At 68.7% G+C, this 20,781-nt stretch carries 25 protein-coding genes; 13 read left to right on the top strand and 12 right to left on the bottom strand.

The window, feature by feature from the left end; genetic code table 11:
• Positions 1-363: 363 nt before the first annotated feature.
• The 4 genes from MasN3_RS15370 to MasN3_RS15355 form a co-directional block, all read right to left on the bottom strand.
• Positions 364-1,332, bottom strand: a complete 969-nt coding sequence (locus MasN3_RS15370) for a PDR/VanB family oxidoreductase (protein ID WP_281908279.1) — start codon at positions 1,330-1,332, stop codon at positions 364-366.
• Positions 1,333-1,335: 3 nt separating this feature from the next.
• The gene (locus MasN3_RS15365; RefSeq protein WP_281908278.1) at positions 1,336-2,214 is read right to left on the bottom strand and encodes a fumarylacetoacetate hydrolase family protein; all 879 of its coding nucleotides are present in this window, start codon (positions 2,212-2,214) and stop codon (positions 1,336-1,338) included.
• Between the two features lie 25 nt (positions 2,215-2,239).
• On the bottom strand, positions 2,240-3,049 hold the full coding sequence (locus MasN3_RS15360) for a cupin domain-containing protein (RefSeq protein ID WP_281914520.1): 810 nt from the start codon (positions 3,047-3,049) through the stop codon (positions 2,240-2,242).
• Positions 3,050-3,256: 207 nt separating this feature from the next.
• Positions 3,257-4,243: an ABC transporter substrate-binding protein gene (locus MasN3_RS15355; protein ID WP_281908277.1), complete on the bottom strand. Its 987-nt coding sequence runs from the start codon at positions 4,241-4,243 to the stop codon at positions 3,257-3,259.
• A 268-nt stretch (positions 4,244-4,511) separates the two neighbouring features.
• Here MasN3_RS15355 and MasN3_RS15350 point away from each other — a divergent pair, with 268 nt between their 5' ends.
• The 7 genes from MasN3_RS15350 to MasN3_RS15320 all read left to right on the top strand — a co-directional run bounded on the left by MasN3_RS15350 (position 4,512) and on the right by MasN3_RS15320 (position 10,505).
• Positions 4,512-5,210 carry a TetR/AcrR family transcriptional regulator gene (locus tag MasN3_RS15350; protein WP_281908276.1) on the top strand — a complete coding sequence of 233 codons (699 nt, stop codon included), beginning with the start codon at positions 4,512-4,514 and terminating at the stop codon, positions 5,208-5,210.
• A 232-nt stretch (positions 5,211-5,442) separates the two neighbouring features.
• Positions 5,443-6,246 (top strand): alpha/beta fold hydrolase, encoded by an 804-nt coding sequence (locus MasN3_RS15345; protein ID WP_307730422.1) that lies wholly within the window; start codon positions 5,443-5,445, stop codon positions 6,244-6,246.
• A gap of 84 nt (positions 6,247-6,330) precedes the next feature.
• On the top strand, positions 6,331-6,645 hold the full coding sequence (locus tag MasN3_RS15340) for a hypothetical protein (protein ID WP_281908275.1): 315 nt from the start codon (positions 6,331-6,333) through the stop codon (positions 6,643-6,645).
• A 54-nt stretch (positions 6,646-6,699) separates the two neighbouring features.
• Positions 6,700-7,224 (top strand): VOC family protein, encoded by a 525-nt coding sequence (locus tag MasN3_RS15335; protein WP_281908272.1) that lies wholly within the window; start codon positions 6,700-6,702, stop codon positions 7,222-7,224.
• Positions 7,225-7,277: 53 nt separating this feature from the next.
• Entirely contained in the window at positions 7,278-8,450 is a 1,173-nt protein-coding gene (locus tag MasN3_RS15330; protein ID WP_281908270.1) for a hydroxylase, read from the top strand.
• Positions 8,450-9,343, top strand: a complete 894-nt coding sequence (gene nadC / locus MasN3_RS15325; RefSeq protein ID WP_281908268.1) for a carboxylating nicotinate-nucleotide diphosphorylase — start codon at positions 8,450-8,452, stop codon at positions 9,341-9,343. Before MasN3_RS15330 ends, nadC begins: the two co-directional genes overlap by 1 nt.
• Positions 9,344-9,365: 22 nt before the next feature.
• Entirely contained in the window at positions 9,366-10,505 is a 1,140-nt protein-coding gene (locus tag MasN3_RS15320; RefSeq protein WP_281908266.1) for an MFS transporter, read from the top strand.
• Here MasN3_RS15320 and MasN3_RS15315 read toward each other — a convergent pair.
• From MasN3_RS15315 to MasN3_RS15300, 4 genes are all read right to left on the bottom strand, one after another.
• Positions 10,502-10,702, bottom strand: a complete 201-nt coding sequence (locus MasN3_RS15315) for a hypothetical protein (RefSeq protein WP_281908264.1) — start codon at positions 10,700-10,702, stop codon at positions 10,502-10,504. The two genes, MasN3_RS15320 and MasN3_RS15315, sit on opposite strands and share 4 nt — an antisense overlap.
• Before the next feature lie 28 nt (positions 10,703-10,730).
• Entirely contained in the window at positions 10,731-11,165 is a 435-nt protein-coding gene (locus tag MasN3_RS15310; protein WP_281908262.1) for a hypothetical protein, read from the bottom strand.
• A 334-nt stretch (positions 11,166-11,499) separates the two neighbouring features.
• The gene (locus tag MasN3_RS15305) at positions 11,500-12,156 is read right to left on the bottom strand and encodes a VTT domain-containing protein (RefSeq protein ID WP_281908260.1); all 657 of its coding nucleotides are present in this window, start codon (positions 12,154-12,156) and stop codon (positions 11,500-11,502) included.
• A 145-nt stretch (positions 12,157-12,301) separates the two neighbouring features.
• Positions 12,302-13,780: a right-handed parallel beta-helix repeat-containing protein gene (locus MasN3_RS15300; protein WP_281908258.1), complete on the bottom strand. Its 1,479-nt coding sequence runs from the start codon at positions 13,778-13,780 to the stop codon at positions 12,302-12,304.
• A gap of 125 nt (positions 13,781-13,905) precedes the next feature.
• Here MasN3_RS15300 and MasN3_RS15295 point away from each other — a divergent pair, with 125 nt between their 5' ends.
• On the top strand, positions 13,906-15,054 hold the full coding sequence (locus MasN3_RS15295; protein WP_281908257.1) for a 6-phosphofructokinase: 1,149 nt from the start codon (positions 13,906-13,908) through the stop codon (positions 15,052-15,054).
• Positions 15,055-15,136: 82 nt separating this feature from the next.
• The gene (locus tag MasN3_RS15290) at positions 15,137-15,610 is read left to right on the top strand and encodes a universal stress protein (protein WP_281908255.1); all 474 of its coding nucleotides are present in this window, start codon (positions 15,137-15,139) and stop codon (positions 15,608-15,610) included.
• A 30-nt stretch (positions 15,611-15,640) separates the two neighbouring features.
• On the opposite strand, the gene MasN3_RS15285 is transcribed toward MasN3_RS15290, so the two are convergent.
• The 3 genes from MasN3_RS15285 to MasN3_RS15275 form a co-directional block, all read right to left on the bottom strand.
• Positions 15,641-16,135 (bottom strand): universal stress protein, encoded by a 495-nt coding sequence (locus tag MasN3_RS15285; RefSeq protein WP_281908253.1) that lies wholly within the window; start codon positions 16,133-16,135, stop codon positions 15,641-15,643.
• 103 nt (positions 16,136-16,238) lie between these two features.
• Complete coding sequence (locus tag MasN3_RS15280) at positions 16,239-16,514, bottom strand: DUF1971 domain-containing protein (RefSeq protein ID WP_281908252.1); 276 nt, start codon at positions 16,512-16,514, stop codon at positions 16,239-16,241.
• Between the two features lie 10 nt (positions 16,515-16,524).
• On the bottom strand, positions 16,525-16,899 hold the full coding sequence (locus tag MasN3_RS15275) for a group III truncated hemoglobin (RefSeq protein ID WP_281908250.1): 375 nt from the start codon (positions 16,897-16,899) through the stop codon (positions 16,525-16,527).
• Between the two features lie 102 nt (positions 16,900-17,001).
• Here MasN3_RS15275 and MasN3_RS15270 point away from each other — a divergent pair, with 102 nt between their 5' ends.
• The 4 genes from MasN3_RS15270 (at position 17,002) to MasN3_RS15255 (ending at position 20,386) form a co-directional block, all read left to right on the top strand.
• Positions 17,002-17,829 carry a LysR family transcriptional regulator gene (locus MasN3_RS15270; protein WP_307730360.1) on the top strand — a complete coding sequence of 276 codons (828 nt, stop codon included), beginning with the start codon at positions 17,002-17,004 and terminating at the stop codon, positions 17,827-17,829.
• Positions 17,830-18,004: 175 nt separating this feature from the next.
• On the top strand, positions 18,005-18,790 hold the full coding sequence (locus MasN3_RS15265; RefSeq protein ID WP_281908249.1) for a dioxygenase family protein: 786 nt from the start codon (positions 18,005-18,007) through the stop codon (positions 18,788-18,790).
• A gap of 71 nt (positions 18,791-18,861) precedes the next feature.
• Positions 18,862-19,290, top strand: coding sequence for a DoxX family protein (locus MasN3_RS15260; protein WP_281908248.1), 429 nt, complete (start codon positions 18,862-18,864; stop codon positions 19,288-19,290).
• Positions 19,291-19,297: 7 nt separating this feature from the next.
• Positions 19,298-20,386, top strand: coding sequence for an FUSC family protein (locus MasN3_RS15255; protein ID WP_281908246.1), 1,089 nt, complete (start codon positions 19,298-19,300; stop codon positions 20,384-20,386).
• On the opposite strand, the gene MasN3_RS15250 is transcribed toward MasN3_RS15255, so the two are convergent.
• Positions 20,383-20,781: a hypothetical protein gene (locus MasN3_RS15250; protein WP_281908244.1), complete on the bottom strand. Its 399-nt coding sequence runs from the start codon at positions 20,779-20,781 to the stop codon at positions 20,383-20,385. The two genes, MasN3_RS15255 and MasN3_RS15250, sit on opposite strands and share 4 nt — an antisense overlap.

The raw sequence follows: 20,781 nt of genomic DNA, 5'->3' as shown, positions 1-20,781 counted from the left end.
GCGTCCTGAACCTGGCGTAGTATCCGAAGGCCCGCTGCTTGCAGCGGGCCTTTTCTTTTGTCGGATGCATTGCCGTTCGTAGGGTGGGCGGCTCCACCCGGAACTCGGCTCGGTGGCGACGCGGATGCCGCCCACGCGTTCAAGCGGCCGCGAATGGACGAAGCGGTCGATCATGGCCTGGTTGAACGCGTGGGCGGCGCTGGCGACGGCGAGCCACTGCCGTTAACGGTGGAGCCGCCCACCCTACAAGTGCGGGCAGCGGCGTGGACAGGGACGCGAAGCGTGCGGACAAAAAAACGCCGGGCGAACCCGGCGTAAAGGAGGAATTGCATTTGTCGTGGCCGCGCTGGCGGCCGGGGAGAATTACAGGTCGAGCACCAGGCGCTCGCACGTGGCGCGCGAGCAGCACACCATCATCGAGGTGTTGGACGCGCGTTGGGAGGCGGTGAGGACTTCGTCGCGGTGGTCCACCTCGCCTTCGAGCACGGCCACCTCGCAGCAGCCGCAAATGCCGGCCTCGCAGGACGAATCGACCGCGACGCCGTTCTCCTTCAGCACCTGCAGGATGGTGGCGCCGGCCGGCACGCGCAGCTCGACGCCGCGCCTGGCCAGCTGCACCACGAAGCCGTCGCCGCCAGTCGCGACCGGCTGACTGGCGCCGAAGCGCTCCAGGTGCACGGTGCCTGGCGCGCACCCCGCGGTGGCGGCTTCATAGGCGGCCAGCATCGGCGCCGGGCCGCAGCAGTAGAAGTGGCTGCCGCTCGGGGCCGCCGCGACGACGGCGCCCAGGTCGAGCACCGTGCCCGCTTCCTCGTCCACGTGCAGGCGCACGCGCTCGCCGAAGCGCGCCAGGGCGGGCAGGAAGCCGAGGTCGTCGCGCGAGCGGCTGGCATACCACAGCTCGAACGACGCGCCGATCGCTTCCAGGCGCTCGGCCATGCACAGGATCGGGGTGATGCCGATGCCGCCGGCGATCAGGACCGTGTGCGCGGCGTCTTCCACCAGCGGGAAGTGGTTGCGCGGCCCGGACAGTTCGAGCGAGACTCCGACGCGCAACTGCTCGTGCATGTAGCGCGAGCCGCCGCGGCTGTTGGGGTCGCGCTTGACGCCGACCAGGTAGCGCTCGGGACAGCCTTCAGCCTGCAGCAACGAGTAGGAGCGGGTGATGCCGTTGCCCAGGTGGACGTCGACGTGGGCGCCCGGTGTCGTCGCCGGCAGCGTGGCGCCGCTTGTCGATACGAACTCGAACACCTGGATGTCGCGGGTGACGTAGCTGACCGACTGCAGGCGCACCTGCAGCCGGGCGGCGGATTGTGGAAGGGGCGCGTTCATGGCTCAGTCCTGGGCGGCGCGTACGTCGACCCGCATCGCGCCGATGCCGTCGATCAAGCACTGCATCACGTCGCCGGGGAGTACCTGGCCGACGCCGGCGCAGGTGCCGCTCATGATGATGTCGCCCGGGTACAGGGTGTAGTAGCTGGAGGCCCAGGCGATCTGCTCGGCGATCCCGATGATCATCTCGGCGGTATTGGCCTGCTGGCGCACTTCGCCGTTCACCGCCAGGCGGATGTCGAGCTTCTGGGCGTCGCCCACCGCGTCGGCCGTCACCAGCCAGGGACCGAGCACCGCGTAGCTGTCGACCGACTTGCGCAGCGAGCGGTCTTCCGGCCCGCGCACGGTCATGTCGAGCGCGATCGCGTAGCCGGCCACGTAGTCCAGGGCCTCGTCGACGGAGACATTGGCGGCGGTCTTGCCGATCACGACGCCGAGTTCCATCTCGTGGTGCGACAGGCGCTGCGGGAAGCGCAGGGCCACGCCCTCGCTGGGGCCCACCAGGCTGCTGGCCGCCTTCAGGAACAGGCCCTGTTCGCGCACCTCGCCCTTGTAGCGGTCAGTGAAGGTGGCCTGGTCGGCATTCGCCTCGGCCACGTGGTCGGCATAGTTCACCGGCACGCCGATGATCTTGCCCGGGTTGGCCACCGGGCTCAGGAAACGCGCGCGCTCGGCCGGGATCGAAGCGGCGCCAGGGAGCAGCTGGTTGATGGCGACGCGTATCAGGTCGAGGTTGGCCAGCAGCAGGTCGCCATGCAGGGCCGGGTAGCGCGCCGGCGGCAGGGCCTGCAGGGCCGCGCTGACGTCGTAGACACGGCCGTCGACGACGGCGCCCAGCTGCGCTCCTTCGCGTTGTTCTTGGGTGTACCAGCAGATTTTCATGGTGATCTCTTCTCAGTAAAACGTGTCAGGCGCTTGCCTGGATTTCTTCTTTCAGCAGGCCGAGGCGGCGCAGCACGTCGGCGTCGGAGACGACGAACAGGCGCGCGCCGTCTTCGCTGTGGTGCGACGCCCAGTTGTGCTGGGGCAGGGTGAAGGTGTCGCGCGGGCCCCAGGCGATGCGCTGTTCGCCGATCCGGGTCTCGCCATGGCCTTCGACCACGGTGCACACCAGGTTGGCGGTGCTGCGGACCGGCAGAGTCCGCACGCCGGCGTCGAGCTGCAGCATGGCGGTATCGAGCATCGGCATCGCTCCCTGGCCGTCGAGCGGGTTCACGTAGCGCACCCGGCGCGCGCCGTCGGGCGAGCGCGGCGCATGCTGCAGGGCGCGCACCGCGTCGGCATACGGATAGCGGAACAGCGGCGAGTGGTCGCGCCGTCCCTGGATATGCTCCGGGACGATGCCGGGCGCGATGAAGGAGGCGTCAAGCATGGTGATCGGCGCTTCTCCGATCGGGCCGGGCTGGAACACCACGGTGCCCAGGTACTGGTGCAGCGGCACGTCGAGCACATCGAGCCAGATCACCGGCACCTCGCCGTCGTGGCGGTGCTCATGCCAGCACATGCCGGGCGTGAGCACCAGGTCGCCGAAGGCCATCGGGCATTCCTTGCCGTCGACCAGGGTGACGGCGCCGGCGCCTTCGAGCAGGAAGCGCAGTGCGTTCATGGTATGGCGGTGCGGGCGGGCGGTTTCTCCCGGCAGCAGGCACTGCAGCGCGGCCAGCACGCTGCCGCAGGTGAATTCGTCGGCCAGCGAGGCGGCGTGCGGGCTGAGCATCTGCAGCACGCGCCGCTGCACCGCCGCCGGCGAGGTTTCCTTGAAAGCCAGGTCGACCAGCGGGCGGGTTTCAGTCCAGCGCCAGATGTGGGCGCTGGCCGGGGGCGGCAGCGGCTTGTGGGCGTTCGGGCTGTCCCACAGCGGCGCGAGGTGGGCCGCGTGCCAGATCGGGTAGGGTTGAAGGTCGATTCGCTCATGCCTGGCTCCTCAGAGCTTGAAGGATTCGAAGGTACCCGGATGGAACAGGTCCTCCGGGGTCACGCGGCGCGAGGACAGTCCCTGGCGGTGGTGGTGGTCGAAGAATTTGTCCAGCACGTGGCGGTTCTCGTCGATGCCGTAGGACCAGAAGTCCTCGCCCATCAGCTCGCGCGCTTCCTTCAGGCGCTCCTCGGCGAAGGGCAGGGTGATCTTGGTGGCCGAGGTTTCGCCCAGGTGCTCCAGCGCCAGGTGCTTGGACTGGTTGAAGGCCTTGAACACGGCGCCCGGCAGCCAGGGATGCTGCTCGGCCAGCGAACGGCGCACGCCCAGGATGTGCATGATCGGGAAGATGCGGGTGCGGCGGAAGTAGTCCTTGGCGGCGGCCACCGGGTCCAAGAACAGCCAGCCGATGTTCGGCGTGCCGGGCTCCACATCGGGTGCGCGCGGCGCCACGTAGGCGTCGATCTCGCCCTTGGCCAGCAGGCTGGAAATGGTCTCGCCCTCGGGCGCATCGATCAGGCGCACGTCCGGCGGCAGCGCCAGCTTGATCTTCTCCGGGCGGCCGGCATGCGAGATGCCGCCGCGCACCCAGGTCACGTCCGAGGGCAGGATGCCGTAGTCGTCCTCCAGGATCGAGCGTACCCAGACGTTGGCGGTGAGCTGGTACTCGGGCAGGCCGATGCGGCAGCCGCGCAGATCTTCGGGGCGCTTGATGCGGTCGGTGCGCACGTAGATCGCGGTGTGGCGGAAGGCGCGCGACAGGAACACCGGCACGCCGACGTAGGGCAGGGTGCCGGCGGCGGCCTTGACGGTGGAACTGGAGAGCGACAGCTCGCAGATGTCGAATTCCTCGGCGCGGAAGGCGCGGAAGAAGATCTCCTCGGGCGATAGCGTCATGAAGACGGGATCGACGCCGTCGATCTGGACGGCGCCGTCGATCAGGGGGCGGCAACGGTCGTAATTGCCGATGGCCACGGAGAGCTGCAGTTTGTTCATGTGTTTCCTTGACGGGTGGGACGTGGGACGCGCAGGCGCCGCCGGATGACGCTATTTTTTGGTATCGAGGGGAAGCGAACAACGCGGGAACGGTCATTTTAGCTATGCGTGCGCCGCATGGCTCGTGCCGAGCATGCGCAAAGCCGCATAGCTGGTGGCATCGAGTCGGCGCGCGCGGCATTCGCAGCGTCCTTTGCGGTGGTAATCTTGCAATCTCCCGTGTTACCATTTTTTCTTTCCAGTCAGCCGAGTGCTACCGCCTATGTCCATGATCGACCGTCCCCGCCGTTCCGGAGAACACCGCACCAGCGCCGCATCGCGCGAACGTATCCTCGATGCCGCATTCGAGGTGATCCGCGACGAGGGCTATAGCGGCGCCACCATGGCCAAGGTGGCCAAGAAGGCCGAGCTGCCGGTGGGCAGCGTGTACTGGCATTTCGAGAACAAGGACCTGCTGCTGGCGGCGCTGATCGAAACCAGTTACGCGCGCTGGCACAGCCAGGTGGCCAGCACCCTGCAGCCGCGCACCGGGGAAAGCTTCGGCGAGCACATCGCGCGCCTGTTCGGCGCCGTCGACGCCGAGCGCCAGTACGACGCCGCGGACTTCTGGCGCCTGGGCGTGATCCTGAGCGTGGAAAAGTCGGTGCGCGAGCAGGTGGCGCGCGAGCGCTTCCTGCACATCCGCCAATTACAGCGCGCCGAATTCGCGTCCTGGTGGCGCAAGACCCTGCCGCAAGCGCTGCTGGCCCACGACCCGGGCCTGCCCGAGCGCCTGAGCGGCTTTACCCTGGCGCTGCAGGACGGGAACGCGATTGCCGGCGCCTCGGGCGAGACGATCAAGGCCTTCCGGCCGATGCTGGCCTCCAGCCTGGCGCACCTGGTCGAACAGGCCCAGGCGCAGTTGCCTGCCCTGGGCGGCGCGGCGCGCAAGCGGCGCAAGCAGGAACCGGCAGACGCCAAGGCGTGAATACGGCGCCTCGCGCGCATTCCAGACTCCTCCCAGGCCGGCAATCGCCGGCCTTTTCTTTTGCGAAAATAAAATGTTGATTCTAGAACGGAGATTCCGCTAATATGTCTCGACCACTGCGCGGCGGACCCCTTGTCCGGCGCGCGGAAGGCAACCGAATCTGAAGCTCAATGGAGGAAGACGTGGCGATCGTGACCGAAGAAAACACTAGCAAGCGCATCAAGACCAAGAACTGGGACATCCACTATCACGAGGCGGGGCAGGGACATCCGCTGGTGCTGGTGCACGGCGGCGGCCCGGCGCCTCGGCCTGGAGCAACTACAACCCCAACATCGCCACCCTGGCGCGCAAGTACCGCGTGCTGGCCGTCGACCTGCCCGGCTGGGGCAAGTCGCAGGCCGTCACCTACGACAAGCGCGACAACAGCGGCGCCCTGGCCGAATTCCTCGAAGCCTTAGGGCTCACCCAGGCCGCCTTCGTGGGCAACTCGATGGGCGGCTCGTCCTGCATCCGCCTGGCCTACGAGCGTCCGGAACTGGTGTCGCACCTGATTACCATGGGTTCCTCGGCCGGCGTGCCGGGCATCTTCGATCCGGCCGGCCTGAGCGAAGGCGTCAAGGCGCTGGAGGCGGCCTATTTCAATCCCTCGATCGAGACCATGCGCAAGTTCGTCGAAGGCATGGCCTTCGATACCCGCCACGTGACCGACGAGCTGCTGGCCGAACGCGTCAAGGCGGCGCTGGCGCGCCCCGACCACATCGAAGGCTGGAAGAGCGGCCACGGCAAGCCGATGGTCAAACTGGACACGCAGCGCGTGCCCACCATCACCGCTCCGACCCTGCTGATGCACGGCCGCGACGACCGCACCGTGCACTTCAATTCGGCCCTGGTGCTGGCGCGCATGATCTCGAATTCGCGCGTCTACCTGGTCAACCGCTGCGGTCACTGGGTCCAACTCGAGCACACCGACGAATTCAACCGCGTGATCGATTCCTTCATCGAAGGCAATCCGGTCGCGGTGCGCCAGGCCGCCTGAGCATGCCGGCAGGGCCGGGCGACGCCGCGTCCGGCCTGGACGAATATTCCAGAACCTGAAATCAAGAAAACGAGGAGACAGCGAATGATCAAATCGCTTGCCTATCTGGGCGTGCGTTCCCCCGACTACCGGGAATGGGAACGTTTCGGCCCCGAAGTGCTGGGCCTGCAGGCGGCCGGGCACGGACCGGACGGCGCGGTGCGCCTGCGCCTGGACGAAGTCGCCCACCGTATCGTCATCCACCCGGGCGAGCGCAATGCGGTCGCCTACATCGGCTGGAGCGTGCAGGACGAGGCCGCGGCCAGGGCGGTGACCGCGCGCGTGAACGCGCATGTCATCGAGGCCTGCCGCGCCACGCCGGAAGAATGCGCCGAGCGCAAGGTCGAGGGCTTCTACTGATTCAAGGACCCTTCCGGCTTTCGCCATGAACTGAGCTGGGGCCTGCACCATACCGTGGCAGCCTTCCGTCCGGGGCGCGCGATCTCGGGCTTTCGCACCGCGGACCAGGGCCTGGGCCACGTGGTGCTGGCGGTGAAGGACCTGGACGAAGGCGACCGTTTCTACCGCGACGTGATGGGTTTCTACCCGTCGGATACGGTGCGCGACGGCCCGCTGGTGGCGCACTTCTACCACCTGAACGGCCGCCACCACTCGCTGGCGATCAGCGCGCTGCCGACCCGCGAGGTGGCCTTCCTGCACCTGATGATCGAGGTGAACGCGATCGACGACGTCGGCACCGCGCACGACATCTGCCTGCAGCGCGAGATTCCGATCACGACCACCCTGGGCAAGCACAGCAACGACCAGATGTTCTCGTTCTACATGTACACGCCGTCCTGCTTCCGCCTCGAGTATGGCTGGGGCGGACTGGACGTGGCCCCGGACCTGTGGACGCCGCGCACCTACGACAAGCCGAGCAGCTGGGGCCATCGCCGCCAGCACGCGGAACTGACCGCCCTGAAGCTGGACGAGGCGTGAAGCCCGACCCGCCCATCACACCTATCGCAAGACCTAGAATCAAGGAGCGCAACATGCATCCGGTACGAGAAACCATCATTGGCAACATCGACAGCTTCGTCGAGCAGGAAGTCCCCAGCATCGAACTGGGCCGCGTGACGGACGAAGGCGCGCGCCTGATCCGCGATAGCGGCCTGGTGCGCATGCTGCAGCCCAGGCAGTACGGCGGCTTCGAGGCCGACCCGCGCGAGTTCTACCAGACCGTGATCGACCTGGCTTCCCGGGCCTCGTCGCTGGGCTGGGTCGGCTCGGTGGTCGGCGTGCACCCGTTCCAGTTCGGCCAGGGCGACCCGCGCATGCAGGAAGAAGTCTGGGGCGAGGACCACGACACCTGGACCGCCTCACCCTACGCGCCGATCGGCCGCGCGCGCCGCGTCGAGGGCGGCTACATCCTGAACGGGCAGTGGCCGTTCTCGTCCGGCACCGACCACTGCACCTGGGCGGTGCTGGGCGTGCTGGCCGAGCAGGACGGCGGCCCGGCCGGCGAATACACCCGGCTGATGCATTTCGTGCTGCCGCGCGCCGATTACGAGATCCTGCAGGATTCCTGGAACGTGATGGGCCTGCAGGGCACCGGCAGCAAGGACGTGCTGGTCAAGGACGTGTTCGTGCCGGACTACCGCACCTATGACGTGCAGGCCCTGAACGACTGCGAATACGCGGCGCGCCATCGCCCGGACAGCCCGCTGTACCGGATTCCGTTCGACCTGTTCTTCCCGGGTGCGATCTCGGCCGCGACGCTGGGCATCGCCGCCGGCGTGGTCAAGCATTTCGCCGACTATACCGGCAGCCGGGTCAGCCGGATGGGCGTGAAGCAGACCCAGAATCCGTACCACATGGCCTCGCTGGGCGCGGCCCTGGCCGACATCGACGCTTCCTGCCAGCACGTGGTGAACGAGATCGGCGAGATCTACAAGCTGGTACTGGCCGGCGGCAAGGTGACCCGCGAGATGAAGTACAAGGCGCGCGTCAACCAGGTGCGCGCCGTGCGCCGCGCCGCCGAGGCGGCCGCCGAGGTGTTCAAGCATGCCGGCGGCAACGCCAGCCGCGTCACCAACCCGATCCAGCGCACCTGGCGCGACCTGTCGGTGGCCATGGGCCATGCCTGCAACGTCGACGATACGGTGTACGCGGCCTATGCCGGCTCGCTGTACGGCATTCCGGTGCCGCGCGGCGTGGTGATCTGATGCCGACGGCCCCCCACGCCGGCATCGACCGGGAACTGCTGCGGCAGGTCGGGGCCGACGTCGACCGCGCCCTCGCGGAAGACGTCGGCGGCGGCGACCTGACCGCGGCCCTGGTGCCGGACGGCGAGGCGCGCGCGACCATCGTCTGCCGCGAGGCGGCGGTGACCTGCGGCCAGCCCTGGGTGATGGAAACCCTGCGCCAGGTGGCGCCGTCCGCGGTGGCCACCTGGCACGTGGCCGACGGCGCACGCTGCGCGCCCGGCCAGGCCATCGTCGAGATCGCGGGGCCGGCGCGCGGCCTGCTCACCGCCGAGCGCACCTGCCTGAACTTCCTGCAGACCCTGAGCGCGGTGGCGACCAGCACCGCCCTGCATGTGGAGGCGGTGGCCGGCACCGGGGCGGCGATCCTGGACACCCGCAAGACCATTCCGGGCTTGCGGGCGGCGCAGAAGTATGCGGTGCGCTGCGGCGGCGGGCGCAATCATCGCATGGGCCTGTACGACGCCATCCTGATCAAGGAAAACCACATCGCCGCTGCCGGCGGGCTGGGCGCGGCCTTCGCCGCCGCCCGGCGCCTGGGGGCGGGCGCGAGTTTCATCCAGGTCGAAGTCGAAACCCTGGACCAGCTCGAGGAAGCCCTGCAGGCCGGGGTGAGCATGGTCCTGCTCGACAATATGTCGACCGCGCAGATCCGGCTTGCGGTGGCGCTGGCGGCCGGGCGCTGCAGTCTGGAGGTGTCCGGCGGCGTCACGCTGGCGCGCCTGCGCGAACTGGCCGAGACCGGGGTCGACCGGATCTCGGTCGGCGCCCTGATCAAGGACATCCGCGCGATCGACTTCTCGATGCGCTTCCAGGCCGCGCCGGTCGAACGCGCTTGCGCGCGGCAAGCCTGAGCTGCCTGCCTGAGCCCCCCGTATGAAGCTGCCCGCACTGGTCGCGCTGATGGTGCTGGCGCATACCGCCTTCGGTGGCGGGCGCGTCGCGCTGAGCCTGTCGGCGATCCGGCTCGGCGCGACGCCGCTGGAAGTGGGCCTGGTGATCGGCCTGCTGGCGCTGGTGCCGATGCTGCTGTCGGTGCATGCGGGTCGCTGGACCGACCGCCGCGGCACATTCAGGCCGACCCTGCTCGCATTGCTGCTGCTGGAAGCCGGCCTGCTGCTGGCGCTGCTGCCCTCGCTCGGCGGCCTGGGCGCGAGCGCGGTCCTGCTGGGCAGCGGATTCATGATGGTGCACGTGGCGCTGCACCATGCGGTCCTGCATGGCGGCCCGGCGCAGCAGCATACCCGCGCCTATTCGATGCTGGCGCTTGGCAACTCCGTCTCCAGCATCGCCGGCCCGGTATTGGCCGGCTTCCTGCTCGACCTGGCTGGCGGAGCCTGGACCTTCCTTGCGCTGGCCGTCTTGCCCCTGCTGGCCCTGCTGGCGCTGGCCAGGATGGGCGCCGGCATGGCGGGCACGCCCGCGCCGGAGCGGCCGCAGGGCAGGGCGTCGGTCATGGACCTGCTGCGCCACGCGCCGCTGCGCGCGGTGCTGGCGGTCAGCGCGCTGCTGTCGATGGGTAGGGACCTGTTCAGCTTCATGATGCCGCTGCACGGCAGTGCGCTCGGACTGTCCGCCTCGCGCATCGGCCTGGTGATGGGGGTCTTCGGCGCCGGGACCTTCGTGGTGCGCATATTCCTGCCGCCGCTGGCACGACGCTGGTCAACCTGGCAGGTGCTGGCCGGGGCGCTGGGCTTGGCGGCGGCGGCCTACCCGGCCTTGCCGCTGGCGCGCACCCTGGCAAGCTTGCTGGCATGCGCTTTCGTGCTGGGCCTGGCGCTGGGCTGCGCGCTGCCGATGATCATGAGCGCCATCGGCCAGGCCGCGCCGCCCGGACGCGGCGGCGAGGCGATCGGCATCCGCTCGATGCTGGCCAATGCGAGCCAGACCATCCTGCCGGTCGGCGTCGGGGCGCTCGGTTCCGCCGGGGGCACCCAGATGGTGTTCTGGGTGCTGGGCGCCTTGCTGGCCGCCGGCATGCTGTTCGCAAGGGCGCAGCAGCCGGCGCCCGGCTAGCGCGGCTTGCCTCCCGCGAGCCGGTCTTTGGCCATGACAAGCAGGGTCAACAGGCAGGCGAATACCGGCGGGCCCCAGTCGTAGATGCGCAGGGGGCGCGAGCCCATGGTGGTGGAGAAGGCAATGACCACCAGGGTCCAGATCGCTGCCGTGGCGATCACGATGACGGCATCCTTGAAGCGTGCGGTATGGTGCATGAGTCGGTCCTTGAGGGGTGAGGGGGGCTTATGTCGTCCAGGGAAAGGCCGGTTTCGCTTTCACGCGGAACAGTTCAGCGTAGCTCTTGCCGTAGGCGAGAATGAGCAGGCCGCACAGCAGCACTTCCTGCGTGCCCGTGAACAGTTGCCGGGGGTGGGGCGAGACGAACAGGTTCAGGTAGGCGATCTGGAAGGCGATGCCGGCCATGACCGCCAGCGCCGACGGCGTCAGCACATTGAACAGCAACATCGATCCCAGCACGATTTCCAGGTATTTGATGAAGGGGTAAAAACCGATATCGTTCATCGCGGCGAGGTAGGGGCCGACCGCGCCCGCCTTGCTGAAATCGGGGATGACCCCGAACACTGCGTAGTTGATTCCGGATTTGAGGAAGTGGATCGCGTAGTAGAAGCGCAGCCACATCACCAGGTATTTCCACGGGCCTTTTTCGGCATCGATCATCTTGTCTCCATTGGTGTTGTCGTTGTGAAGCGGAACGGCCAATGTAGAGTGCCGGTATGGACGGAGCAATCGCCTATCCTGCAATCCTGATATGCCGATCTCGCCGGCCCGGGACCGATCTCAAGAAATGTAACTAACCCACCGGTATATTGCGCGAACAACGATTCCTCGATGCTGACGACTACGGCCAAGCTAGGAATCCTTCAGCAAGGCTACCAGGGAGAGGCGGAGTTGCCGTGACGATATCACGGCCAGGATGGACGCCTCCTCATGGCCGGCGATGGGCCGGGCATGGGGAGGTGAGGTGCAGAAACGCGGCGCCGGAGGCGCCCGGTCAGCCCTGGGGACCGGCCGCGCTCTTGCTGCGGTAACGCTCCTGCAGCCAGGCCAGGATGCCCGGCACCAGCGACAGCACGATGATGCCCATGATGACCGCGGTCAGGTTGTCGTTGACCCACTTGATGTTTCCGAAGGCATAACCGGCCACCGTGAGCGACACCACCCACAGGGTGCCGCCGGAGATGTTGTACGACAGGAAGGTCCGGTAGCGCATGCTGCCCAGCGCGGCGACGAAGGGCGCCAGGGTACGCACGATCGGGACGTAGCGCGCCAGCACGATGGTCTTGGGGCCGTGGCGTTCGAAGAAGCGTTCGGTATGGGCGATGTGCTCGGGCTTGATGAAGCGTAGCCGATAGCCATTCTTCACCCGATCCCGGAACACGGTGCCGATCGCGAAGTTGACGATGTCGCCCAGGACTGCCGCGACGATCAGCAGCGGGATCAGCACCGGTAGCGAGAGCATGCCCTTGGCCGCCAGTGCGCCTGTGACGAACAGGAGCGAGTCGCCCGGCAGGAAGGGCATCACCACCACCCCCGTCTCCACGAAGATCACCGCGAACAGCATCACGTAGACGAGCATCTGGTATTCGGCCGCAAGCAGGGCCAGATGGCGGTCAAGATGGAGGAACCAGTCGAGCAGGGTAGTCAGCATGTCGTTTGTCTTTGCATAGTGTATAGCCGGGTGTGCCGATCCTGCGTCTCACGCATCGTCGGCGTCGCGGCATTGTACAGCGTGACATGCCCGGCGCGCACCGGCATGCCGGCGATCCTCGGCGAAACGGCACATCGCGGCGCCCTTACGTCACCGGGGGAACGAGGGCGGCCTCCTCGATGGGATACGGGGTGCCGCGGTAGATATTGTTGCGCGCGACGACGTTGGAGGAGGAGCTGTCCAGGTGGATGCCGCCGCGGGTGGGGCCGGCGAACAGGTTGCCGGTAATCGTGGTGCGGCTGCCGTAGATATAGGCAAGCTGGACGTGGGCGTAGAACGGGCTGGGCGCGTTGCCGCCGCTGCGGCGGTTCAGCACCGCGTGGGTGCAGTTCGTGTCCAGCACGTTCCCGGAAATGGTGTGGCCACCGGTGTCGGTCCGGCTGCCGGGCGGGCCGCCGTACAGCTGGATGCCGTTTCCCTCATTGAAAGCCAGCTGGTTGGACAGGATCGCGCAGCGCAGCACGCCGTCATCGAGGCCGATGCCGACGCCCTCGGAACCATTGTCCAGCGGTCCGCCGTAGTTATAGTTGAACATGCAGGTGTTGCGGCGGATCGTGTGATCCGACACCGCCCCCGGCCCGGCGGCCCCCGACAGTTCGATCCCGCGCCCCCAGTAGGTCGGGCTGGCGGTGCCGCCGTTGCGGTTGCAGGTATTGCCTTCGATGAGGAAACCGGTCGCGAAGCCGGTGACGTGGATGCCGAAGTTCATGTTGTTGCTGCAGTTGTTGTTGCTTACCCGGTTGCCGGATCCACTGCTGAGGCGGATCCCGCTCAGCATGCCGGTGACCGTATTGCGGTCGAGCTGGGCCGCCTGGCCGTTGACGAGGTAGATGCCGATGGCGCCGCGGTTGGCGTTGGGGCTGGCGCCGGGCGGGGGAGCGACCCGGTTGCCCCGCACCACCAGCCTGGTGAGCGGCAGCTCGCGGCGGTAGGTTTCGCAGCGGATGCCGTAGGATAGGGCCGAGCCGCCGCCGCGATGGACGACGGTATTGCCGATGATCTGGATGTCGTCGATCGGGGTATCGCCCGCGACCAGGATGCCGTGGTTGGCGAACTCGGGCGCGCAATCGACCACGTCCAGCACGCAGCCGCTGATCACGACCCCGCTTTTTTCGTACACGTAGACGCCCGCGCAATTCGACGTCAGCCTGATGTTCTCGAATCTGCAGCCGTTGCCGAGCCAGATGATCGCCACGTCGCTGGCTTCAGGCAGGGCCGGGTTGCGGATGTCGAGGTTGCGGTAGGTGAGAAAATCGCGTTCCTGCCCGTACACCGCGATCGATGCCCCCTGCTGGGGCGTGGCCGGGCTGCCCGGCAGCAGGATGACGGGCCGGGGCTGGGACGGGTCGTCCGAGCCGTCGCGCCTGGCGTAGGCGGCAATCGTGATGCGCTGTTCCCGGGTGCCGCTGACCGCCGGCCGGAACACCCCGGCGTAGGTGGTGCCGCGTTTCTGCAGGTAGGTGTTGCCGGGTGTCCAGACGACGCTGGTCCAGGCGCTGAAGGGATTGGCCAGTGAGCCGTCGCCGGGGCCGGCGGCGCTGGGGTCGACGTAGATGTTTGCCATGGTATGCTCGCTCGCGATGTCAGTCCGGCATTGCCAGCTTAGCCATACCGGACCGCTGGGCTGTTATGGCGGATCAAGCCAGCGCGCCCGCATGTTATAGTCGGCAGCACCTACAGGAGGCGCCCATGGAAACCCGCATCCAGCGCATTGCCATCGTCACCGGGGGCGGCGACGCCCCGGGCCTGAACGCCGTGATCCGGGCGGTGGTGCTCGCGTCCAGCCGGCATGGCTGGGAATGCTGGGGCATCCGCGACGGCTTCAACGGCCTGCTCGCCCCCGACACCTGCCTCGGCGAACCGGTGCTGCGCCTGTCGCTGGAAGCCGTGCACGGCATCGGCCACCTCGGGGGCACCATCCTCGGCAGCACCAATCGCGGTAACCCGCTGCGCTACCCGGTAGCGGGCGCGGGCGGCATGGCGGAGCAGGACCGCAGCGCCGAGCTGGTCGGCCTGTGCCGCCAGCGCGGCTTCGATGCGCTGGTGATGGTCGGCGGCGACAGTTCGATGGAAATCGCCGCCTGCCTGCAGCGCCAGGGCCTGCCCGTGGTCGGCGTGCCCAAGACCATCGACAACGACCTCGACCGGACCTTCCAGACTTTCGGCTTCGACACGGCGGCCGGCTTCGCCACCGAATGCATCGACCGCCTGCACACCACCGCCGACAGCCAGCACCGCGTGATGGTGGTCGAGGTGATGGGGCGCTACGCCGGCTGGATCGCGCTGCACGCCGGCATGGCCGGGGGCGCCCATGCGATCCTGCTGCCCGAAATTCCCTTCGACCTCGAGGTCGTGGCCGACGCCATCGGCCGGCGCGACGCCGCCGGCCGGCGCCATGCCATCGTCGTGGCCGCCGAGGGAGCGCAGCCGCTCGGCGGCGAGCGCGCACGCCTGGCGGCGCCCGGCGGCGGGCATGCCGAACGCCTGGGCGGCATCGGCGCCTGGGTCGAAGCGCAGCTGGCCGGGCGCACCGGCAAGGAATGCCGCAGCGTGGTGCTGGGCCACCTGTTGCGCGGCGGCAGCCCATCCGCTTTCGATCGCGTGACCGCGGCGCGCTTCGGCGCCGCCGCGGTGCGTGCGCTGGCGCGCGGCGAATCGGGCGTGATGGTGGCGCTGGGCGGCCAGGAGATCGGCACCGTGCCCCTGGGCGAGGTGGCGGGGCGCAGCAAGCGGGTGCCGGTCGATGGCGACATGGTGCGCACGGCGCGCGAGCTCGGCATCTGTTTCGGCGACCGCGTGCTTCCGGACGCTCCCCAGAGCGTCATGACACCGGCTTGATTTTGATCCAGGTCAAAGATTTTTAGCATCTGCAAGGACAGACTGGCCTCTACCGTTCGACCATTCCTATCAGGAGCTTGCCATGTACCGACGTATCCTGGTCCCCACCGACGGGTCTCCCGTTTCCGAGGCGGCGGTCGATGCCGCCATCGAGTTCGTGCACGGCCGCGAAGGCAGCGAGATCGTGGCCTTGTCCGTCGCCGTTCCCGAACCCACCTTCCAGTCGCTCGAAGGCGCCATGGCCTACGATCCGGGCCTGCAGATCGACGTCCTGCTGGAACACGCCCAGCGCTATGTCGATGCGATCGTGGCGCGCTGCCGCACTGCCGGCGTGCAGGCCACGGCGCTCACCTGCAGCGCGCTCGACCCGGCCGAGGCGATCGTCGACACCGCGCGCGAGCAGCAGTGCGACCTGATCGTGATGGGCTCGCACGGGCGGCGCGGCCTGAGCCGGCTGCTGGCCGGCAGCGTGACCCAGGCGGTGCTGGCCGGCGCGCCGGTGCCGGTCATGGTGCTGCGTCCGGCCGCGCACGGGGCGCAGGAGCAGGCGCACTGAATCGCCGGCCGCAGGATTCCATGCTCCGGTTCAGGACGCGACACCCTCGATGAAGTCGGGCTGCGAGGCTTCGCGCGGGTCGCGCAACAGGAGCACGGGAATGGCGGAATTGGCCAGCACGTACTGCGCCACGCTGCCCATCAGGCGGCGGTTGGCGTCGTTCGGTCCGTGCGTGCCCATCACGATGAGGTCGCATCCATGTTCTTCCGCCAGCCGGACGATGTCGGGGCCGGGCGCCGAGGCCAGCGGCGTCTCGGCGTCGCAGCTGACGCCGGCCTGGCGGGCGATCTCCAGCACCGTGTCGACGTGGGCCTGGGCGGCCTGGCGGGCGCGGGCGAACTCCGCCTGCACGGCCTGGCTGCCTGGTGCGGCGGCGCCGCTCTCCGGCAGGTGGAAATGCGGTTGCGCCACCGCGACCGCGACGATGCGTCCGGCGCCGGAGCGCGCCAGCAGGGCGCCCATCTGGGCGGCGCGGACGGCCAGGTCCGACCCATCGGTGGCGATACAGACGCGTTCGAGGAACATGATGCGTGCCTTTCGTCGTGGTCGCGGACAGGATTGAACATACCGAAACCCGGGCCGCGATGCAATGCGAATCGCGTGCGCTGTAGCGCCGCCGCCCGGCAAGCTAGCGGTAGAACTCGACGCAGAACCGCACCGGTCCCTCGGTCGCGACGTGGTGCGGCACGCCTGGCTCGACGATGCCGGGCTTCCCCGGCGCCAGCAGGTGCTGTTCCGTGTCGGGCGCCTCGATCACGTAGCGCAGGCTGCCCGCGTGAACGACGATGCGGCCCCAGACCCCGGCAGCCGTGCTGTGCGCACGCCGCAGTCCGGCCGGCACGCTGTCCTGGTCGAACACGGGCGTGCTCTTGTAGTGTTCCAGCCCGGCGGGCAGGTCTTTCATGGTGTTCTCCTCAGGCCACCTCGACGCGGCCGAAATACCCGTACTGGAGGCTGGCGGCGATGCGCCGCGCCGCCGCCAGGAAGGCGCCGGCGGTGTCCGGCTCGAACAGGCGCCGCGCATGCGCCTCGAACCGGCCGAGCCAGCGGCGGAAGTGCTCGGCCTCGATCCCTTGCAGGGCCATGTGCTTGCCGTACACATTGCCCTTGAACTCGCTGCTGGAGAGCATCACCGAGCACCAGAAGTCGACCATGCGTTCGAGGTGAGCTTCCCAGCCGGCGCCGATGGCGCCGTCGAATACCGGCTGCAACAGGCTGTCGCGCCGGACATCGGCATAAAAATCCCTGACCAGGGTGGCGATCGATTGGCGGTTCAGTGGGTGATACATGGCGTGCGGCTCCCGTGTGTCCGCCCATTGTGGCAGATCCCGCCGGGGCCGGCGAGATCCGGGGGTAGAATCGCGCTCATCATGGCAAACGAGGATGAATGAATGACCGACCGGTTCGAGGAAATGCGGGTGTTCGCGGCCGTGGTGGAGGCGGGCGGCTTCACGGCGGCGGCAGGAAGGCTCGGCATGTCGAAGGCGGCGGTGTCGCGCCACGTGGCCGAGCTCGAGGAACGGCTCGGCGTGCGCCTGCTGCACCGGACCACGCGCCGCTTGTCGAGCACCGCGGAAGGCGAGCTGTTCCACGCGCGCTGCCGCGAACTGCTGGACCGGCTCGAGGAAGCGGAAGCCGAACTTGGCTCCGGCAACAGCACGGCCCAGGGCGTGGTCCGGGCCAACGTGCCGCTCAGTTTCGGCCTGCTGCACCTGGCGCCGCTGTGGCCGCGCCTGCTCGAGCGCCATCCCGGGCTGGAACTCGACATCACCCTGTCGGACCGGGTGGCCGACCTGGTGGACGAGGGTTACGACCTGGCCGTGCGCATCGGCCAGCTGTCCGCGTCCTCGCTGGTGAGCCGGCCGCTCGCCTCGACCCGGCTGGTGGCCTGCGCCGCGCCGGCCTACCTGGCCGCCCACGGCGCCCCGGCACGCCCGGCCGAGCTGGCGCGCCATGCCGTGATCGGCTACAGCCTGTTCGCGGCCGGCGACACCTGGAGCTTTTCCGGCCCCGGCGGCGAGGAGGCGGTGAAGGTGCAGCCGCGCATGCGCGCCAACAATGGCGACACCTGCCGCGCCGCCGCCCTGGCCGGCCAGGGCATCATCCTCCAGCCCAGCTTCATGGTCGGCGCCGACCTGGCCGAGGGCGCTCTGGTGGAAGTGATGCCGGGCTGGCGCTCGATCGCGCTGGGCATCCATGCGGTCTATCCTTCCCCGTAAATTCCTGGCGCCGAAGGTGCGGGCGCTCGTCGATTTCCTGGTCGAGGCCTTTGCGGAACCGCCCTGGCGCGACTGAAACGATTGTTTCGTTTAATGGAATAGTTATATCCTTGTAGAGCTATTTATCGGGGCGGGGCAAGACAATACAATGAGGTCTTTCATGAGGAGAGACGCCATGACCCGCCTTCCCGCACTGTTCATTTCCCACGGTTCGCCCATGCTGGCGCTGCAGGACAGCCCGGCCCGCCGTTTCCTCGAGAAGCTGGGCGCGACGCTGCCGCGGCCGCGCGCGGTGCTGGCCGTGTCGGCGCACTGGGAGACCGTTGGCGTCCCGGCCGTGAGCCTGGCCCGGCAGCCCGCCACCATCCACGACTTCGGCGGCTTTCCGCGCGCCCTGTTCGAGATCCAGTATCCGGCGCCGGGCGCGCCGGAGTTGGCCGAACGCGCTTGGGCGCTGCTCGCACAAGCCGGCATCGAGGCCGGGCGCAGCCCGGCGCGCGGGCTCGACCACGGCGCCTGGGTGCCGCTGCGCCTGATGTATCCCGAGGCCGACGTGCCGGTCACCCAGCTTTCGATCCTGCGCGACGGCGATCCCGCCGCCCACCTGCGCATCGGCCAGGCCCTGGGCGCGCTGCGTGACGAAGGCGTGCTGGTGCTGGCCTCGGGTTCGCTGACCCATAACCTGCACGAGTACCGGGGCCAGGCGGTCGAGGCGCCGGCGCCCGCGTGGGTGGAAGACTTCGCCCGCTGGATGCAGGCCTCGCTCGAGAACGGCGAGCAGGCCGAGCTGCTCGACTACCGCTCGCGCGCCCCGCACGCGGTGCGCAACCACCCGACCGACGAGCACCTGCTGCCCCTGTTCGTCGCCATGGGCGCCGCAGGCCCGCAGGCGCGCGCCACGCGCCTGCACGCCAGCGTCGAACACGGCGTGCTGGCGATGGACGCCTACGCCTTCGAATGAACGCGAACGGTGCGCCCGCCAAGCTGGCGACGCGCGATGATGTCAATACTACTCATCCGGAAGGAGTGATCATGCAAACCGCAAATGTTGTCGGACCCCGCAGCATGGACGACGAAGGCAAGCTGCTGCTGCGCGCGGCGCTCGCGCTCATCCTGCTGTTCCATGGCTTTTCCAAGCTGGCCGGCGGGATCGGCCCGATCGTCGGCATGGTGCAGGGCGCCGGCCTGCCGGCGGTCTTCGCCTATGGCGTCTACATCGGCGAAGTGGTGGCGCCGCTCCTGATCCTGGTCGGACTGTTCACCCGCGCCGCCGCGCTGGTGGTGGTGATCAACATGATCGTGGCGATCCTGCTGGCCCATACCGCGCAGTTCTTCACGCTCAACGAGACCGGCGGCTGGGCGCTCGAGCTGCAGGGCATGTTCATCGCCGCGGCGCTGGCCGTTGCGCTGCTGGGCGCCGGCCGCTACAGCCTGGGCGGCACGGCAGGACGCTTCAACTGAGCGGCCCATGCCCGACGCACGCCGGCAGCGGGTGCGGGCCTTCCTGTCCGAAGAGCTGCGCCAGCTGACCACCATCCAGGCCAGCGACCGCGCCTGGCAGATGCCCCTGGCCGCGGCGCTGTCCTCCGGGCTGCCGCTGGTGGCCGCGGCTGCGCTCGGCCGCATCGGCGACGGCCTGGTGGCCTCGCTGGGCGGCCTGGTGTTCCTGTACCTGCCTGCCACCTCGCTGGCGCGGCGCATGGTGGCGCTGCTGGCCTGCGCCTTCGCCATGCTGGCCTGCTATACGCTCGGGATGGTGAGCGGACTGTGGCCGCCCGCGATCGTGCCAGCCCTGGTCGCGATCACGGTGCTGGTAATGACGACATCGCGCATCTACGCGCTCGGGCCGCCGGGCGGCCTGTTCTTCGTGATGGCCGCCGCGATCGGCGCCTATAGCCCGCTCACGGCGGCCGACCTGCCGCGCATGGCCGGCCTGATCGGCTTCGGCAGCCTGCTGGCCTGCGCGGTCGGCTTTTTCTACAGCATCTTCATGCTGCGGCGCCATGCGCCGGCGCCGCAGCCGCCGCTGCCGGCCTTCGCCTTCGACTACATGGTGCTGGACGCGGTCGTGATCGGCGCCGCGGTCGGCGTCTCGCTGCTGGCGGCGCACGCCCTGGCGCTCGACAAGCCCTACTGGGTGCCGGTCAGCTGCCTGGCGGTGATCCAGGGCGCCTCGCTGCGCGCGGTCTGGAACCGCCAGCTGCAGCGCGTGCTCGGCACCGGCGCCGGCGTGGCCCTGGCCTGGGGCCTGCTGTCGCTGCCGCTGTCCGGCTGGTCGGTGTCCCTGATGGTGACGCTGCTGACCTTCCTGATCGAGATGCTGGTGGTGCGCCACTACGCGCTGGCCGCGGTGCTCATCACGCCGCTGACGATCCTGCTGGCCGATGCCGCGACGCTGGGCCATGCGGCGCCGGCCGCGCTGGTGCAGGCGCGCTTCTTCGACACCCTGCTCGGCTGCGCGATCGGCCTGGCCGGTGGCTGGTGCCTGCACAACCCGCGCTTGCGCGCTGGCGCCGGCGCCTGGCTGCGCCGCCTGGCGCCGCAGCGGACGCGCTAGCCTTCAGGAGGGGTTTGCGGGGGCTCGTCGAGCCAGCGCAGCGCCGCCGCCAGGTCGTTGTAGAACACCCGGTAGCTGCCTTCGCCCAGCTCGCCGAAGGCGATCCGGGCCAGGTAGGCGATGCGGGTGTTCGCAACCAGGATCGCGCGGCGCAAGGGCAGGGGGCCGTAGCGCTCCCAGGCGCGCGACTCCAGGTTCTGCTGGACCAGGGCGATGTCGACCGACGGCACGTCCATCTCGAGCGAGTCGTACAGGACCTTCACCTGGCGCGTGTCCTGCACCAGGGAGATCACGCGGCGCTGGCATTCCTCGAGCAGGGCTTCGGTGCAGGCGCCGCGGATGCGCGCAACGATGATGCCGCCGACCGGCTCGACCCACAGTTGTTGGGTTTCCAT

The organism is Massilia varians, from assembly GCF_027923905.1.
GTDB classification, from domain to species: Bacteria; Pseudomonadota; Gammaproteobacteria; order Burkholderiales; family Burkholderiaceae_D; genus Telluria; species Telluria varians_B.
The sequence above is the reverse complement of the archived record's forward strand: the minus strand, read 5'-3'. Positions and strand labels throughout refer to the sequence as shown.

Bases quoted from the DNA above. Each gene is read 5' to 3' on its own strand.
- nadC (WP_281908268.1), top strand. From the start codon at position 8,450: ATGCCGACGGCCCCCCACGCCGGCATCGACCGGGAACTGCTGCGGCAG.
- MasN3_RS15300 (WP_281908258.1), bottom strand. From the start codon at position 13,780: ATGGCAAACATCTACGTCGACCCCAGCGCCGCCGGCCCCGGCGACGGC.
- MasN3_RS15360 (WP_281914520.1), bottom strand. From the start codon at position 3,049: ATGCTCAGCCCGCACGCCGCCTCGCTGGCCGACGAATTCACCTGCGGC.
- MasN3_RS15350 (WP_281908276.1), top strand. From the start codon at position 4,512: ATGATCGACCGTCCCCGCCGTTCCGGAGAACACCGCACCAGCGCCGCA.
- MasN3_RS15370 (WP_281908279.1), bottom strand. From the start codon at position 1,332: ATGAACGCGCCCCTTCCACAATCCGCCGCCCGGCTGCAGGTGCGCCTG.
- MasN3_RS15305 (WP_281908260.1), bottom strand. From the start codon at position 12,156: ATGCTGACTACCCTGCTCGACTGGTTCCTCCATCTTGACCGCCATCTG.
- MasN3_RS15340 (WP_281908275.1), top strand. From the start codon at position 6,331: ATGATCAAATCGCTTGCCTATCTGGGCGTGCGTTCCCCCGACTACCGG.
- MasN3_RS15250 (WP_281908244.1), bottom strand. From the start codon at position 20,781: ATGGAAACCCAACAACTGTGGGTCGAGCCGGTCGGCGGCATCATCGTT.
- MasN3_RS15295 (WP_281908257.1), top strand. From the start codon at position 13,906: ATGGAAACCCGCATCCAGCGCATTGCCATCGTCACCGGGGGCGGCGAC.
- MasN3_RS15265 (WP_281908249.1), top strand. From the start codon at position 18,005: ATGACCCGCCTTCCCGCACTGTTCATTTCCCACGGTTCGCCCATGCTG.
- MasN3_RS15320 (WP_281908266.1), top strand. From the start codon at position 9,366: ATGAAGCTGCCCGCACTGGTCGCGCTGATGGTGCTGGCGCATACCGCC.
- MasN3_RS15315 (WP_281908264.1), bottom strand. From the start codon at position 10,702: ATGCACCATACCGCACGCTTCAAGGATGCCGTCATCGTGATCGCCACG.
- MasN3_RS15330 (WP_281908270.1), top strand. From the start codon at position 7,278: ATGCATCCGGTACGAGAAACCATCATTGGCAACATCGACAGCTTCGTC.
- MasN3_RS15365 (WP_281908278.1), bottom strand. From the start codon at position 2,214: ATGAAAATCTGCTGGTACACCCAAGAACAACGCGAAGGAGCGCAGCTG.
- MasN3_RS15285 (WP_281908253.1), bottom strand. From the start codon at position 16,135: ATGTTCCTCGAACGCGTCTGTATCGCCACCGATGGGTCGGACCTGGCC.
- MasN3_RS15260 (WP_281908248.1), top strand. From the start codon at position 18,862: ATGCAAACCGCAAATGTTGTCGGACCCCGCAGCATGGACGACGAAGGC.
- MasN3_RS15310 (WP_281908262.1), bottom strand. From the start codon at position 11,165: ATGATCGATGCCGAAAAAGGCCCGTGGAAATACCTGGTGATGTGGCTG.
- MasN3_RS15280 (WP_281908252.1), bottom strand. From the start codon at position 16,514: ATGAAAGACCTGCCCGCCGGGCTGGAACACTACAAGAGCACGCCCGTG.
- MasN3_RS15270 (WP_307730360.1), top strand. From the start codon at position 17,002: ATGACCGACCGGTTCGAGGAAATGCGGGTGTTCGCGGCCGTGGTGGAG.
- MasN3_RS15255 (WP_281908246.1), top strand. From the start codon at position 19,298: ATGCCCGACGCACGCCGGCAGCGGGTGCGGGCCTTCCTGTCCGAAGAG.
- MasN3_RS15275 (WP_281908250.1), bottom strand. From the start codon at position 16,899: ATGTATCACCCACTGAACCGCCAATCGATCGCCACCCTGGTCAGGGAT.
- MasN3_RS15355 (WP_281908277.1), bottom strand. From the start codon at position 4,243: ATGAACAAACTGCAGCTCTCCGTGGCCATCGGCAATTACGACCGTTGC.
- MasN3_RS15290 (WP_281908255.1), top strand. From the start codon at position 15,137: ATGTACCGACGTATCCTGGTCCCCACCGACGGGTCTCCCGTTTCCGAG.